The sequence below is a fragment of the Leclercia sp. M-A074-M genome (assembly GCF_965195605.1).
Lineage (GTDB): Bacteria > Pseudomonadota > Gammaproteobacteria > Enterobacterales > Enterobacteriaceae > Enterobacter.
Genome location: NZ_CBDAHM010000002.1, coordinates 25050 through 40141 on the forward strand (window position 1 = coordinate 25050; position 15092 = coordinate 40141).

Annotated in this window: 14 protein-coding genes; 10 read left to right on the forward strand and 4 right to left on the reverse strand. The window is 56.8% G+C overall.

Annotated elements, in window-relative coordinates:
• Nucleotides 1-14 precede the first annotated feature (14 nt).
• Nucleotides 15-1559 carry a maltose ABC transporter permease MalF gene (malF, locus tag ACOKCT_RS03800; RefSeq protein WP_103177836.1) on the reverse strand — a complete coding sequence of 515 codons (1545 nt, stop codon included), beginning with the start codon at nucleotides 1557-1559 and terminating at the stop codon, nucleotides 15-17.
• 117 nt (nucleotides 1560-1676) lie between these two features.
• Nucleotides 1677-2867, reverse strand: a complete 1191-nt coding sequence (malE, locus tag ACOKCT_RS03805) for a maltose/maltodextrin ABC transporter substrate-binding protein MalE (RefSeq protein WP_139156313.1) — start codon at nucleotides 2865-2867, stop codon at nucleotides 1677-1679.
• Between the two features lie 370 nt (nucleotides 2868-3237).
• On the opposite strand from malE, the gene malK reads away from it, so the two are divergent.
• The 5 genes from malK to ubiA all read left to right on the forward strand — a co-directional run bounded on the left by malK (nucleotide 3238) and on the right by ubiA (nucleotide 8364).
• The gene (malK, locus tag ACOKCT_RS03810; protein ID WP_103177838.1) at nucleotides 3238-4347 is read left to right on the forward strand and encodes a maltose/maltodextrin ABC transporter ATP-binding protein MalK; all 1110 of its coding nucleotides are present in this window, start codon (nucleotides 3238-3240) and stop codon (nucleotides 4345-4347) included.
• 71 nt (nucleotides 4348-4418) lie between these two features.
• Nucleotides 4419-5726 (forward strand): maltoporin, encoded by a 1308-nt coding sequence (locus tag ACOKCT_RS03815; protein ID WP_103181013.1) that lies wholly within the window; start codon nucleotides 4419-4421, stop codon nucleotides 5724-5726.
• 113 nt (nucleotides 5727-5839) lie between these two features.
• Complete coding sequence (malM, locus tag ACOKCT_RS03820; protein ID WP_159340272.1) at nucleotides 5840-6802, forward strand: maltose operon protein MalM; 963 nt, start codon at nucleotides 5840-5842, stop codon at nucleotides 6800-6802.
• Nucleotides 6803-6984: 182 nt separating this feature from the next.
• Complete coding sequence (gene ubiC / locus ACOKCT_RS03825; protein ID WP_156653720.1) at nucleotides 6985-7482, forward strand: chorismate lyase; 498 nt, start codon at nucleotides 6985-6987, stop codon at nucleotides 7480-7482.
• A gap of 12 nt (nucleotides 7483-7494) precedes the next feature.
• Nucleotides 7495-8364 carry a 4-hydroxybenzoate octaprenyltransferase gene (gene ubiA, locus ACOKCT_RS03830; RefSeq protein ID WP_159340271.1) on the forward strand — a complete coding sequence of 290 codons (870 nt, stop codon included), beginning with the start codon at nucleotides 7495-7497 and terminating at the stop codon, nucleotides 8362-8364.
• Nucleotides 8365-8457: 93 nt separating this feature from the next.
• Here the strand turns inward: ubiA and plsB are convergent, their stop codons facing one another.
• Complete coding sequence (plsB, locus tag ACOKCT_RS03835) at nucleotides 8458-10878, reverse strand: glycerol-3-phosphate 1-O-acyltransferase PlsB (RefSeq protein ID WP_103177842.1); 2421 nt, start codon at nucleotides 10876-10878, stop codon at nucleotides 8458-8460.
• Nucleotides 10879-11033: 155 nt separating this feature from the next.
• Between plsB and ACOKCT_RS03840 the strand changes: the two genes are divergently transcribed.
• The 4 genes from ACOKCT_RS03840 (at nucleotide 11034) to ACOKCT_RS03855 (ending at nucleotide 13854) form a co-directional block, all read left to right on the forward strand.
• Entirely contained in the window at nucleotides 11034-11402 is a 369-nt protein-coding gene (locus ACOKCT_RS03840) for a diacylglycerol kinase (RefSeq protein WP_103177843.1), read from the forward strand.
• Nucleotides 11403-11511: 109 nt separating this feature from the next.
• A complete protein-coding gene (gene lexA / locus ACOKCT_RS03845) occupies nucleotides 11512-12120 on the forward strand; it encodes a transcriptional repressor LexA (protein ID WP_103825393.1) in 609 nt (202 codons plus the stop codon).
• Between the two features lie 63 nt (nucleotides 12121-12183).
• On the forward strand, nucleotides 12184-13503 hold the full coding sequence (gene dinF / locus ACOKCT_RS03850; protein WP_420193180.1) for an MATE family efflux transporter DinF: 1320 nt from the start codon (nucleotides 12184-12186) through the stop codon (nucleotides 13501-13503).
• A 141-nt stretch (nucleotides 13504-13644) separates the two neighbouring features.
• Complete coding sequence (locus ACOKCT_RS03855; protein WP_103177846.1) at nucleotides 13645-13854, forward strand: CsbD family protein; 210 nt, start codon at nucleotides 13645-13647, stop codon at nucleotides 13852-13854.
• A 68-nt stretch (nucleotides 13855-13922) separates the two neighbouring features.
• Here ACOKCT_RS03855 and zur read toward each other — a convergent pair whose 3' ends face one another.
• Nucleotides 13923-14438 carry a zinc uptake transcriptional repressor Zur gene (zur, locus tag ACOKCT_RS03860; RefSeq protein ID WP_039031935.1) on the reverse strand — a complete coding sequence of 172 codons (516 nt, stop codon included), beginning with the start codon at nucleotides 14436-14438 and terminating at the stop codon, nucleotides 13923-13925.
• Between the two features lie 112 nt (nucleotides 14439-14550).
• On the opposite strand from zur, the gene ACOKCT_RS03865 reads away from it, so the two are divergent.
• A complete protein-coding gene (locus tag ACOKCT_RS03865; RefSeq protein WP_180209705.1) occupies nucleotides 14551-15039 on the forward strand; it encodes a cupin domain-containing protein in 489 nt (162 codons plus the stop codon).
• The last annotated feature ends 53 nt before the right edge of the window (nucleotides 15040-15092 follow it).

Consider the following 15092-nt stretch of genomic DNA (forward strand, 5'->3'; position numbering starts at 1 on the left):
TTTCAGTACCCTCCTTAGTCAAACTTCATGCGGGTTGCTTTCAGGTTCACGATTGCCAGCGCGCCCACCAGCAGGAAGATCAGGGTGGCAATCGCTGCCGCCAGACCGAAGTCCTGACCACCGCCGCCTTCGAAGGCGATGCGGTAGGTGTAGCTCACGAGCAGGTCGGTATAACCGGCTGGCGTAGTGGTGCCGAGACGGTCCGGGCCACCGTTGGTCAACAGCTGAATCAACACGAAGTTGTTAAAGTTAAAGGCGAAGCTGGCAATCATCAGCGGCGTCAGCGGCTTGATCAGCAGCGGGAGCGTAATCTTAAAGAAGTTCTGGAACGGGGTGGCTCCGTCCATGGCCGACGCTTCATACAGGTCATCCGGGATCGCCTTCAGCAGCCCCATGCACAGGATCATCATGTACGGATAGCCGAGCCAGGTGTTGACGATGATGATCATGCTGCGGGCGGTAGTCGGGTCGCTGAACCACGCCGGTTTGATACCAAACAGGCTGCTCAGCATCATGTTGATTTCACCAAAGCTCTGGTTGAACAGCCCTTTGAAAATCAGAATCGAAATGAACGACGGTACGGCGTAGGGCAGGATCAGCAGGACGCGGTAAATCGCTTTGCCTTTCAGGGCTTCCCACTGCACCAGGCAGGCCAGCACCATGCCAACGGCCACGGTCAGGATCACGGTCAGTATCGAGAAGACCACGGTCCAGACAAAGATGGCGAAGAACGGTTTCTGAATGCCTTCGTCGGTAAAGACGCGGGTAAAGTTATCCCAGCCGATGGTGACGGTATAGCCCGGGCTGAGCTTATCGTCGCCCCAGGTGCCGTCAGCATTCACGGACTGGTAGAAGCCGACGTCGTTATTCGGGCGGTACTTCACGCCGGTCTGGTTGTTGGTGAGCGTGCTGTCATCGCCCAGCGTGTACAGCGGGCGGGTGCCGGAGAACTGGCGCAGCGAGCTCATAATGACTTTGCTTTCGTCCGGCAGCTCAGCGGTAATCTGGGTCAGCGCCTGACGGTTCTGGGTGATGACGCGCAGGTTGGCGCGTTCCCCTTCCGGCAGGGCATCAGCTTCTTTCAGGGCCAGTTTCTGCTCGCCGCCAAATTTAAAGGCGTCGGAGACGTAATATTTGCCTGCGGCATCGTCGGTCAGCGCCAGCTTCCATTCGTCACCTGCGGGATAGAGACCAAAGTTAAAGGTCTTACCGGCCTGATAGGAACGATCCATCAGTACCTGCTGGGCGCGCTCCTGGGCGAGCTGGTTGGTGCTGCTGTAGTTGGTGAAAGCGATGGCGATGGTGCAAATAAGCGGGAACAGGACAAACAGCCCCATCCCGGCAACGCCTGGATAGACATAGCGCCAGGCGTAGGCTTTGCGGTTAGCAAAAATATAGAGGCCGACCGAGCTTAAAATCAGCGTCATGGCGGCAAACAGGTACTCCCCCTGGGCGTACATCAAAACAATAAGGTAACCCACCAGCAAACCCAGCAGACCAATCACTGACCATTTCAGCGTGTCGCTTTGCCACCAGTGTTTCTTTTTAACGACATCCATGGGGTTCTTCCTCTACAACTGTGAAAACTGATTGTCAGGTGGCGCTCCGCTTACCTGACCTACGGCTCGAACCGTAGTTGTAGGGCGGGTAAGCGAAGCGCCACCCGCCGCTTTTACTTACTTAGTGATACGACCCTGAGCATCTTTCAGCGCAGCATCCACAGTCTGACGACCGCTGGCGGCGTTGATCACCGCGGTACGGGTGGCGTACCAGAAGGCAGCCATCTGCGGGATGTTAGGCATGATTTCGCCCTTCTCCGCGTTGCTCATGGTGGCGGCGATACGTGGATCTTTCGCCAACTGCTCCTGGAAGGATTTCAGCGCGACGGCGCCCAGCGGTTTGTCCTTGTTCACTTCGTCCAGACCCTGATCGGTCAGCAGGTAGTTTTCGAGGAACTCTTTCGCCAGCTCTTTGTTCGGGCTGGCGGCGTTGATACCGGCACTCAGCACGCCAACGAACGGTTTAGACGGCTTGCCTTTGAAGGTTGGCAGCACCGCGACGCCGTAGTTGATTTTGCTCTTGTCGATGTTGGACCACGCCCACGGACCGTTGATGGTCATCGCGGTTTCGCCCTTGTTGAAGGCCGCTTCTGCGATGGAGTAGTCGGTATCCGCATTCATCTGTTTGTTCTTGATCAGGTCAACCAGGAAGGTCAGACCCGCTTTCGCGCCCGCGTTGTCCACGCCGACGTCTTTCACGTCGTATTTGCCGTTTTCAAACTTGAACGCATAACCGCCGTCGGCTGCAATCAGCGGCCAGGTGAAGTACGGCTCTTGCAGGTTGAACATCAGCGCGCTCTTACCTTTCGCCTTCAGCTCTTTATCCAGCGCCGGGATCTCTTCCCAGGTTTTTGGCGGGTTCGGTACGAGGTCTTTGTTGTAGATCAGGGAGAGCGATTCAACCGCAACCGGGTAAGCGATCAGCTTGCCGTTGTAGCGCACGGCGTCCCAGGTGAACGGGAACAGCTTGTCCTGGAAGGCTTTATCCGGGGAGATCTCGGCCAGCAGGCCAGACTGAGCATAGCCGCCGAAACGGTCATGGGCCCAGAAGATAATGTCAGGGCCGTCGCCGGTTGCAGCAACCTGTGGGAATTTCTCTTCCAGCTTGTCCGGGTGTTCAACGGTGACTTTAATGCCGGTATCTTTCTCGAATTTTTTACCCACTTCAGCCAGGCCGTTATAGCCTTTGTCGCCGTTAATCCAGATTACCAGCTTACCTTCTTCAATTTTGGCGAGCGCAGGTGCGGAAATCATCATTGCTGCAAGGGCGGACAATGCGAAAACGCGTGCGCCAGTCTTGATATTCATATCTGCCATCCTTTTTGGTGATGTGCTGTGGATACATTGAGGTGGTTCAACGTCGCTCAGTCTCCTTATTTGACATCCTCTTTCCATCCTCCTGGCCCCTACGCCCCACCCCCTCTTTATGTGATCTGCGTTGCATAAATTTCAGTTATGTGTCCTGGCGCACACAAAAGAGCGATGAATTTTGCCGGTGACATCACGAATTTTGCCTCCGCCCCCGGGGGGCGCTGGCGGAGTCCACTCTCTCATCCTCCCGCCTCCTCCCCCATAAAAAAGGCTGGGGGTGGAGGATTCGCGAAACGCCCCGATACCGCATAGTCAGCCCATATTGAATGTTTCTGTTGATGACAGGCTGTAACGAAGGGAGTAGGGCATGGCGAGCGTAGAACTGCGTAACGTAACGAAAGCCTGGGGTGACGTGGTGGTATCGAAAGATATCAATCTCGATATCCAGGAAGGTGAATTCGTGGTTTTTGTTGGCCCGTCAGGCTGCGGTAAATCCACGCTGCTGCGTATGATTGCCGGTCTGGAAACCATCACCAGCGGCGATCTGATGATTGGCGATACCCGCATGAACGATATTCCGCCCGCGGAGCGTGGCGTCGGGATGGTCTTCCAGTCCTATGCGCTTTATCCCCACCTCTCCGTTGCCGAGAACATGTCGTTCGGCCTCAAGCTGGCGGGCGCCAAAAAAGAGACCATCAACCAGCGCGTGACCCAGGTTGCTGAAGTGTTGCAGCTGGCGCATCTGCTGGAGCGTAAGCCGAAGGCCCTGTCCGGTGGGCAGCGCCAGCGCGTGGCGATTGGCCGTACGCTGGTGGCAGAGCCGCGCGTGTTCCTGCTCGATGAGCCGCTGTCGAACCTCGACGCCGCGCTGCGCGTGCAGATGCGTATTGAGATTTCCCGTCTGCACAAGCGTCTTGGTCGCACCATGATTTACGTCACCCACGATCAGGTCGAAGCGATGACTCTCGCCGACAAGATTGTGGTGCTGGATGCCGGTCGCGTGGCGCAGGTGGGTAAACCGCTGGAGCTCTATCACTACCCGGCAGACCGCTTTGTTGCGGGCTTTATTGGCTCGCCAAAGATGAACTTCTTGCCGGTAAAAGTCACCGCCACTGCCATCGATCAGGTTCAGGTTGAGCTGCCGAACCGCCAGCAGGTGTGGCTGCCGGTAGACAGCGTAAACGTCAACGTGGGGGCCAACATGTCCCTCGGGATCCGTCCTGAACATCTGCTGCCAAGCCACATCGCTGATGTGACCCTGGAGGGCGAGGTTCAGGTGGTTGAGCAGTTAGGTCACGAAACACAGATTCATATCCAGATCCCAGCCATTCGTCAGAACCTGGTCTACCGCCAGAACGACGTGGTGTTGGTAAAAGAGGGTGCCACATTCGCTATCGGCTTGCCGCCAGAGCGCTGCCATCTGTTCCGTGAGGATGGCACCGCATGTCGTCGGCTGCATCAAGAGCCCGGCGTTTAAGCAATCCCAATAATAAGCACGAAACCATCAGGTGAAGTGTTCAAAGAAAAGCAATGATCTCAGGAGATAGAATAATGATTACTCTGCGCAAAGTCCCTCTGGCACTCGCCATTGCGGCAGGCATCCTGTCTGCCCAGGCCGGCGCTGTAGACTTCAAAGGTTATGCTCGTTCTGGCATTGGCTGGACCGGGAGTGGTGGCGAACAACAGTGTTTCCAGGCAACAGGTGCACAGAGCAAATACCGTCTTGGTAACGAATGTGAAACCTATGCCGAACTGAAACTGGGTCAGGAAGTGTGGAAAGAGGGCGACAAGAGCTTCTACTTCGACACCAACGTAGCCTACTCTGTTTCTCAGCAGAACGACTGGGAATCAACCAGCCCGGCCTTCCGCGAAGCTAACGTGCAGGGTAAAAACCTGATTGAATGGCTGCCAGGTTCCACTATCTGGGCCGGTAAGCGCTTCTATCAGCGTCATGACGTTCACATGATCGACTTCTACTACTGGGATATCTCCGGTCCTGGTGCAGGTATCGAAAACATCGATCTGGGCTTCGGTAAACTCTCTCTGGCAGCGACCCGTTCTTCTGAGTCCGGCGGCTCTTCTGCATTTGCCGACTTCGATGCAAATGGCGACCGTATTTACGACAATATCGTACCAAACGATGTCTTTGACGTTCGTTTAGCCGGTATGGAAATCAACCCAGGCGGTACGCTGGAGCTGGGCGTTGACTACGGTCACACCAACATTCCTGACGACTACTACCTGCAGCCTGGCGCCTCTAAAGATGGCTGGATGTTCACCGCTGAACATACTCAGAGCATGCTGAAAGGCTTTAACAAGTTTGTTGTTCAGTACGCAACAGACTCCATGACTTCTAACGGTAAAGGTATTCCGCAGGGTGCGAGCCTGAACAACGACGGCTCCATGATCCGCGTTCTTGACCACGGTGCTGTCACCCTGGCTGACCAGTGGGATCTGATGTACGTCGGTATGTACCAGAACATCGACCTGGACAATAACAACGGTACCGAGTGGTGGACCGTCGGTGTTCGTCCGATGTTCAAATGGACGCCAATCATGTCCACCTTGCTGGAAGTGGGCTACGACAACGTCAAATCTCAGAAAACTGACGACACCAACAGCCAGTACAAAATCACCCTGGCCCAACAGTGGCAGGCTGGCGACAGCATCTGGTCCCGTCCGGCTATCCGCGTCTTCGCAACCTACGCCAAGTGGGATGAGAAATGGGGTTACGCGAACAATGGCGATGCAGGCTACACCTCTGGCGTAGCGTACAACGACACCTCCGCGAAAACCTTCAGCCGTGGCGACAACGATGAGTGGACCTTCGGTGCCCAGATGGAGATCTGGTGGTAAGTCGTAACACCTGATGTATTGACCTAAAAGAGGGGCGCAAGCCCCTCTCTTCATAGGGTGCTGCGCGCTATTGCCTGGCCACCGCAGTGCTAACGCAATCTGAGGTAAACATAATGAAAATGAAAAAAAGTCTCGTCGCGCTGTGCCTCTCCGCAGGTCTGCTGGCAGGAGCTCCTGCCATCACGCTTGCGAACGTCAATTTCGTCCCACAAAACACCAGCGCTGCGCCTGCGGTTCCGGCAGCCGCGCTGCAACAGCTGGTCTGGACGCCTGTCGATCAGTCCAAAACCCAGACCACCCAACTTTCTACCGGCGGCCAGACCTTAAACGTGGCGGGGATCGCCGGCCCGGTGGCGGCGTACAGTGTGCCGGCTAATATCGGCGAAATCACCCTGACGCTGACAAGCGTGGTGGAGAAACAGACCAGCGTATTTGCACCGAACGTGCTGATTCTGGATCAGAACCTGACGCCGTCTGCCTACTTCCCAAGCGAATACTTCACCTACCAGGAGCCGGGCGTAATGAGCGCCGATCGTCTGGAAGGGGTCATGCGCCTGACGCCAGCCCTGGGTCAGCAGAAACTGTACGTCCTGGTCTTTACCACCGACAAAGATCTGCAGCAAACCACCAAACTGATCGATCCGGCGAAAGCCTATGCCAAAGGCACCGGCAACGCCGTACCGGATATTCCGGACCCGATTGCCCGTCATGTGACGGATGGCCAGCTGAAGCTGAAAGTCTCCACTAACAGCACCTCCAGCGTGCTGGTCGGTCCGCTGTTTGGCTCCTCCGGTCCTGGCCCGGTCACCGTAGGCAATACCGCGGCACCGGTCTATGCTGCGCCAGCGGTTGCACCTGCTGCGGCTCCGGCTGCCGCGCCAGCCGTTGCCCCGGCCCCGGCGAAGAAGAGCGAGCCGGTACTGACCGATACCGAAGCCTATTTTAATCAGGCCATTAAGCAGGCAGTCGCAAAAGGTGATGTCGATAAAGCGCTGAAACTGCTGGATGAAGCAGAGCGTTTAGGCTCGACCACTGCCCGTTCCACCTTTATCAGCAGTGTAAAAGGCAAGGGGTGACCGTCTCCCCACAATGCTGATTTTGTCAGTAGTTTGGTGCGCCCCTGTGGGCGCACTTTTTTTTGTGATTTACACCGCTGTTGCATCTCTGTTGCGATAATGTTCGCTAACTCACGTTTGCCCGCCCCCAGTAGGCGTTTCTGCGATACAATAGCTTTACGTTATGTATCGGAGAGACTGGCATGTCACACCCCGCGCTTTTGCTCCTGCGTGCGCTGCGTTATTTTGACGAAATCCCTGCGCTGGAACCGGAGCAGCTCGACTGGCTGCTGCTGGAAGATTCCATGACTAAACGTTTTGAGCAGCAGGGCAAGAACGTCACCGTTACCCTCATTCAGGAGGGATTCGTCACGCCTGACGCGGTGGCGGATGAGCTGCCATTATTGCCGAAAGAGGCGCGCTACTGGCTGCGGGAGATCCTGCTCTGTGCCGACGGCGAGCCGTGGCTGGCCGGACGCACGGTGGTGCCAGAGTCCACCCTTACCGGGCCGGAGATGGCGCTGCAGCAGATGGGCAAAACCCCGCTGGGACGCTATCTGTTCACCTCCTCCGAGCTGACCCGCGATTTTATTGAAATTGGACGCGATGCCGGATTATGGGGACGCCGTTCCCGCTTGCGCTTAAGTGGAAAACCCTTAATGCTGACCGAGCTGTTTTTACCGGCGTCACCGTTGTACTAAGAGGAAGAGAAAATGGAGTGGAGTCTGACGCAGAACAAGCTGCTGGCGTACCACCGCCTGATGCGAACGGATAAGCCGATCGGTGCGCTACTGCTGCTGTGGCCGACCCTGTGGGCGCTGTGGGTTGCAACCCCCGGGCTGCCGCCGCTGTGGATCCTGGCGGTATTTGTGGCGGGTGTCTGGCTGATGCGAGCCGCGGGCTGTGTGGTTAACGATTATGCCGATCGCAAATTTGACGGCCACGTGAAACGCACCGCGAATCGTCCGCTGCCGAGCGGTGATGTCACGGAGAAAGAGGCGCGGACGCTGTTTGTGGTGCTGGTCCTGCTCTCGTTCCTGCTGGTGTTGACCCTCAACACCATGACCATCCTGCTCTCCGTGGCAGCGCTGGCCCTGGCCTGGGTCTACCCGTTTATGAAGCGCTATACCCATCTGCCCCAGGTGGTGCTGGGCGCCGCCTTTGGCTGGTCGATCCCCATGGCCTTTGCCGCCGTCAGCGAAAGTGTGCCGCTGAGCTGCTGGCTGATGTTCCTGGCCAATATCCTCTGGGCGGTGGCCTACGATACCCAGTACGCGATGGTTGACCGCGACGATGATCTGAAGATTGGCATTAAATCGACGGCCATTCTGTTTGGTCGTCAGGACAAGCTGATCATTGGGATTTTGCAGGTCGCGGTGTTGGCACTGATGATGGCAATTGGTTACCTGAACCAGCTGAACGGGGCATTTTACGGGGCGGTTGCGGCGGCGGGTGTGCTCTTTATCTACCAGCAAAAGCTCATTGCCAACCGCGAACGCGAGGCCTGTTTTAAAGCGTTTCTGAACAATAACTACGTTGGTCTGGTGTTGTTTGTCGGGTTAGCGATTAGCTATTGGGCATAAAAAAGCCGGGTGGTGGCTTCGCCTTACCCGGCCTACGATTTGGCAGAATATGTAGGCCGGGTAAGCGTTAGCGCCACCCGGCTTTTTTACGCACTATTCTCCCTGCGTCGCGCTCTCAATCGTTAAGCGCACGTCAGAGGTGATCAGCTCTGCCAGCATCTGGTAAACCTTCATCGTCTCTTCCGGCTCGGCATCACCGCTGTCACTGATATAACCCTCATCACGTAGCGTCAATACCAGCGAACTGAAGACCGCTTTGTCGAAGAACTCCGGCGCGTTGATACCGTGCAGCATCGACAGACGCTGGGCCAGAGTACGGCTCTCTTTCTCCAGCGTACCGCGGTTGATCGACGGGTTGGCGCTCAGCAGCCAGAAGGTGATGGCGTAGCGCTGCACAGTCTCGCGCGCACCCGCCGCCAGCAGCTGTAGCGTGCGTGAGCGGGACGGGTTGATCACCAGAACGTCCTCTTTCTGCGTCATCAGCCCCTGGCGGACCAGCTCTTCAGTATGCTTATCCAGCACCTCTGCCAGCTCGTCGCTGTTCCAGCGCAGGAACAACTCGGCTTTCAGCATCGGGTAGAGAGCGGTGACATGCTCCAGCAGCGCCTGACGGCTGATCTGGCGATGCTGGGTCACGATGGCGGCCATCAGCGAAGGCAGCATCAGCATATGCGCGATGTTATTGCGGTAGTAGGTCATCAGCACCGCCTGCTCGCGCGGCAGAATGATGATATCGCCGATCGTGTCTTTCTCGACCTCGAACTTGTTCATCTGCAATGCGTGATCGATGAGCTCGCTGGCGCTGGCCGTCGGCACCGTGGCATCGGCGGCGTAGGGCACGTTGCGCATCAGGTTCAGGTAGCAGTCGATCTGCTCGGTCAACTGCTCGCGGGTGAGCGAGCGCTGGCGTGAGGCAAGCAGGGCGGTACAGCACAGGTTCATAGCGTTCGCCGCCCCGGCGTTGTTAATGCGCACCATCAGATCGGCAGCAATGGCGTTCACCGTCGGCGTCAGCCAGGCCGGACGCACCGCTTCGATCGGATCGATGGACTCACGCCACTCCGGTACACGGTGGTTGAGGTAGGTCATCAGCGGCATCGGCTCGCCGAAGTTAACATACCCCTGGCCGAGGTTACGCAGCTTGCTCAAACCACGCAGCATCTGCAGCAGGCTCTCTTTCTCTTTGGTGGCGCCGCGCAGCTCTTTGGCGTAGGTGCCCACTTCCATCACGTGCTCGTAACCGATGTAGATCGGCACCAGGGTGATAGGACGCGTACCGCCGCGCAGCATCGCCTGGATAGTCATCGACAGGGTGCCGGTCTTCGGATCGAGCAAACGCCCGGTACGGGAACGGCCACCCTCCACAAAGTACTCGACGGAATAGCCGCGGCTGAACAGCTCGCCCAGATATTCACGGAAGACGGTGGAGTAGAGCTTGTTGCCTTTAAAGGTACGGCGAATAAAGAACGCACCCAGACGGCGGAAGATCGGCCCTGCCGGCCAGAAGTTGAGGTTAATGCCCGCCGCAATGTGCGGTGGCACCAGCCCCTGGTGATAGAGCACGTACGAGAGCAGCAGGTAGTCCATGTGGCTGCGGTGGCAGGGGACGTAGACAATTTCATGGCCGTCATGGGCCAGCTGGCGCACACGCTCGGCGTTGTGCACGTTAATCCCCTGATAGAGACGGTTCCAGGTAAAGCTCAGGATACGGTCGCTGAGGCGGATCATCTCGTAGGAGAAGTTGGCGGCAATCTCTTCCATCAGGGCGATGGCGTTTTGCTGCGCCTTCTCATGGGAGATCTTTTTGCTGCGCGCTTCGTCTTCGACGGCACGGGCAATGGCTTTCGACGCCAGCAGCTTATTGAACAGATCCTGGCGAGCAGGCAGGCGCGGGCCTACCGCGGCAAGACGCTGGCGGGCAAAGTGCATACGCGCCACGCGGGCCAGCTTCTGGGCGATGGTTTTATCCGTGCCGTGCTCATCGGCCATGCGGCGCAGGGAGACGGAAGGTGAAAAACGGACAAAGCTGTCGCGGCCCAGCCAGTTGACGGCGAAAAACTTCTGCACCCCGTTGAGCATGCGCAACGGCGGATTCTCTTCGCCTTTATCGCGCCCCGGACGACGGCCAAACATCACCGATACCGGCACCATCTGCACATCCAGCAGCGGGTTGCTGCGGTGCAGGTCGAGGTAATCATGGAACAGCTTAATGGACTCTTCTTTCGGCGTGTACCAGGTGAATACGCGAGGTCCGCCGTGGATAAAGATGTAGCGTGGCAGTTGGGTGCCGTCGATCTCCAGCGGCTCCAGCGGATCCGGGAGATCGTGCGCCAGGCATTGGGCGCGGAGCGTCAGCAAGTCGGCCTTCGAGTTGTAAGGCAAAACGTACATAATAGGACGCGAGGTATCGAGTCCCAATTCCAGCGTGGGAACCGCCGGAATAGACTTGCTTTTTACCAGGACGCTTAATGGTAAATTAAGTAATTTGTAGTAAATTCGTGGCCAGCCAGACATAAACGATGTAAAGCCTCTGGTTAAAAATGCAATTGCGGCGCAAGGATAACAGAAAGCGCGCAAAATTTCTGTTGTTACCCGTCATACTTCCGGCGGCAGCGCAGCGCGCTTAAGCCACCGTTTCTGACGCTATTTTCGAAGAAAGGTTTCTTTTAATGGCCAACAATACCACTGGGTTAACCCGAATCATTAAAGCTGCCGGCTATTCCTGGAAAGGCATTCGTGCTGCCTGGATCAATGAAGCCGCTTTTCGCCAGGAGGGGGTAGCAGTCATCGCGGCGATTATTATTGCCTGCTGGCTGGATGTTGATCCCATCACCCGCGTACTCCTGATTGGATCGGTAATGTTGGTGATGATAGTCGAAATTCTGAACAGTGCGATCGAGGCGGTGGTCGACCGCATTGGCAGCGACTTCCATGAGCTTTCGGGCCGGGCGAAAGATATGGGCTCTGCCGCTGTGCTGATGGCGATTATCGTTGCTCTGTTTACCTGGGTCACGCTGCTTTGGGGGCATTTGCGATAAGCCTTCAGAAACCGAACAAGTCTCTGGTTTTTTATGCGGTTTGTGGTTCCAAAATCGCCTTTAGCTGTATATACTCACAGCATAACTGTATATACACCCAGGGGGCGGAATGAAAGCGTTAACGACCAGGCAGCAAGAGGTGTTTGATCTCATTCGGGATCATATCGGCCAGACGGGTATGCCGCCGACGCGTGCAGAAATCGCGCAGCGTCTGGGCTTCCGTTCTCCAAACGCCGCTGAAGAGCACCTTAAAGCCCTGGCGCGTAAGGGTGTGCTTGAGATTGTCTCCGGCGCGTCTCGTGGTATTCGTCTGCTCGTTGAAGCAGAAGAGGGCCTTCCGCTTGTCGGTCGTGTCGCCGCCGGGGAACCGCTGCTGGCGCAACAGCATATTGAAGGCCACTATCAGGTCGATCCGGGCATGTTCAAACCGAGCGCGGACTTCTTGCTGCGCGTCAGCGGGATGTCCATGAAGGATATCGGCATTCTCGACGGCGATCTGCTGGCGGTACATAAAACGCAGGATGTGCGCAACGGCCAGGTCGTTGTGGCGCGCATAGATGATGAAGTGACCGTTAAGCGTCTGAAAAAACAGGGCAACACGGTACAGCTGCTGCCGGAAAACAGCGAGTTTTCCCCGATTGTTGTCGATCTGCGTGAACATAACTTTTCCATCGAAGGGCTGGCGGTAGGCGTCATCCGCAACGGTGAATGGTTATAACCTCTTTCTGACAGACTGCGGCAACCCCGCAGTCTGCTTTTCTTTTTTCTCCCGGTCATACACATGTCTCTGCTGACTGCTTCAGACAAGGCGTTGTGGCGTCTTGCCCTCCCGATGATCGTCTCCAATATCAGCGTCCCGCTGCTGGGGCTGGTGGATACCGCCGTTATCGGCCATCTCGACTCTCCGGTCTATCTGGGCGGTGTCGCCATCGGCGCCACGGCAACCAGTTTCCTGTTTATGCTGCTGCTCTTTTTGCGTATGAGCACCACCGGTCTCACCGCTCAGGCCTATGGCGCGAAAGATCCGCTGCGTCTGGCCCGGGCGCTGGTGCAGCCGCTGATCCTCGCGCTCGGCGCCGGTCTGCTGATTGTGCTGCTGCGCACACCGCTTATCGATCTGGCGCTACATATCGTGGGTGGCAGCGAGGATGTCCTGCATCAGGCGCGGCGCTTCCTTGAGATCCGCTGGCTCAGCGCCCCGGCATCGCTGGCTAATCTGGTGCTGCTCGGCTGGCTGCTGGGGGTGCAGTATGCCCGGGCACCGGTGATCCTGCTGGTGGTGGGTAATCTGCTCAATATCGTGCTGGATCTATGGCTGGTGATCGGGCTGAAAATGAACGTGCAGGGGGCCGCCCTGGCGACTGCTGCCGCCGAATACGCCACCCTGTTGCTCGGCTTGTGGATGGTCTGGCGGGTGCTGGCTCTGCGCGGCATTTCCCTGGCGCTGCTGAAAGCGAGCTGGCGCGGCAATATCCGCAAGCTGCTGGCCCTGAACCGGGACATTATGCTGCGCTCGCTGCTGCTGCAACTCTGTTTCGGCGCGCTGACGGTGCTGGGCGCGCGTTTGGGGCCGGAGATTATCGCCGTTAACGCCGTGCTGATGACGCTCCTCACCTTTACCGCCTACGCGCTGGATGGTTTTGCCTATGCGGTTGAAGCGCACTCCGGGCAGGCCTATGGCGCCCGGGAAAGCGGCCAGCTGCGCGAAGTATGGCGGGCAGCCTGCCGTCAGTCTGGCATGGTGGCGCTGGCCTTCGCGCTTGTCTATGCCCTGGCGGGTAACCCGATCGTGGCGCTGCTGACTTCGCTGCCAGAGCTGCGCGCGCTGGCGAGCCATTATCTTGTCTGGCAGGTGATTTTGCCGGTGGTGGGGGTCTGGTGCTATTTGCTCGACGGCATGTTTATCGGCGCAACCCGTGGCGCAGAGATGCGCAACAGTATGGCCGTCGCGGCCGCCGGGTTTGGTCTGACGCTGTTCACCTTGCCCTGGCTGGGTAATCACGGCCTGTGGCTGGCCCTGAGCGTTTTCCTGGCGCTGCGGGGGCTCTCTCTGGGCTGGATCTGGCGCCGGCACTGGCGCAACGGCACCTGGTTTCAATAACGGCTTCACCTTACTGAATGGTAAAAGATTCCGAATAACAAACCCAACGCCGCACGCTTATCTATAATTATTATCACGTCCAGCACGAAATCTATTTCAGGACGAACTTATCCTTAACGACCGAGCGAAGAGGAATCGATGATGAATAAAGACCAAGTCGGCGGTAACTGGAAGCAGATCAAAGGTAAAGTAAAAGAACAGTGGGGCGACCTGACTGACGATGACATGACCGTTATCGAAGGTAAACGTGACCAGCTGGTGGGGAAAATTCAGGAACGCTATGGTTATGAGAAAGACCAGGCGGAGAAAGAAGTTGGTGACTGGGAAACCCGTAACAACTATCGCTGGTAATTCAGCTCTACCCGCAGGTACACGGATGTACGCCCAGGGCGACCTTCAGGTCGCCCCTTTTTTTGTGCTCAACGCGGCTTCTTTTTCAACTGGATAGAGTGGTCATGCTGGCAATTTTCCTGATGGCGGCAGGCCTCGACTTCTACGCAGTTGCGGCACAGACCGTGCGCTTCAATCACGTTGTGACGCAGGGCAAATCCCATCTTCGCCGCCAGAGTATGCATGATGTCTTCCACCCCTTCCGCGCCTTCTTCCTTCACGCTGCCGCAGCGATCGCAAATAAACATCGCTGAGGTGTGGGTAGGCTGATCGAAAAGGTGGCACAGCACATAGCTGTTGGTCGATTCCACTTTATGCACAAAACCCTGCTCAAGCAGAAAATCGAGCGCCCGGTATACGGTAGGGGGCTTCGCCTGCGGCTCGCTTTCGCGCAGCAGATCGAGCAGGTCGTAAGCGCTGATGGCCCCGTTTTGCAGGCTCAGCAGGCGCAACACTTCAAGGCGCTGCGGAGTCAGGCGCACATTGCGTTGCGCACAGAGCTTTTCGGCTTGCGCTAACAGTGCCTGCATTGTGGTCGTTTCCATTTTGCACCTCGAATAACGTGGAATAACAAACCGCCAGTTTACCATGTTCTGGCCTAAACGCCGAGATCCAGCAGGTGTGCTACCCTGACGAAAAACCACGGGGGACCAAAAGATGAAAAGACCGGACTGTATTCGACACTGGCGTGAGGTAGAAGGGGCCGACAATTCAACCTATCCCGATAGCACAGAGCGTTTCTCCATTGGCGCGCCCCTGGCTCGAGCGCTTGGCTTAGGCCGCCTCGGTATTCACCATGAACGCCTGCCGCCTGGGCGTCGTACCTCCTATCCACATGCCGAAAGCGATGAAGAGGAGTTTATCTTTGTGCTGGAGGGTTATCCCGAAGCCTGGATCAACGGGTATTTATGGAAGCTGGAGCCGGGGGACAGCGTAGGATTTCCGGCCGGGACGGGGGTTTGCCACACCTTTATTAATAACACCACTGAAGAAGTGCGGTTATTAGTGGTGGGCGAAGCCAATAAAAAATATAACCGAATTTATTATCCGCTAAATGCAGTATATGCCGCCACCCGTGAAGATCGCTGGATCGATCACCCGCCACAATTTTTTGGTCCGCATGATGGAAAACCCGGGCGAAAATAAATTCTTGTTCTATACCTATTTAAAGCCATAAGGAAATCAATAGCTTATCTAAT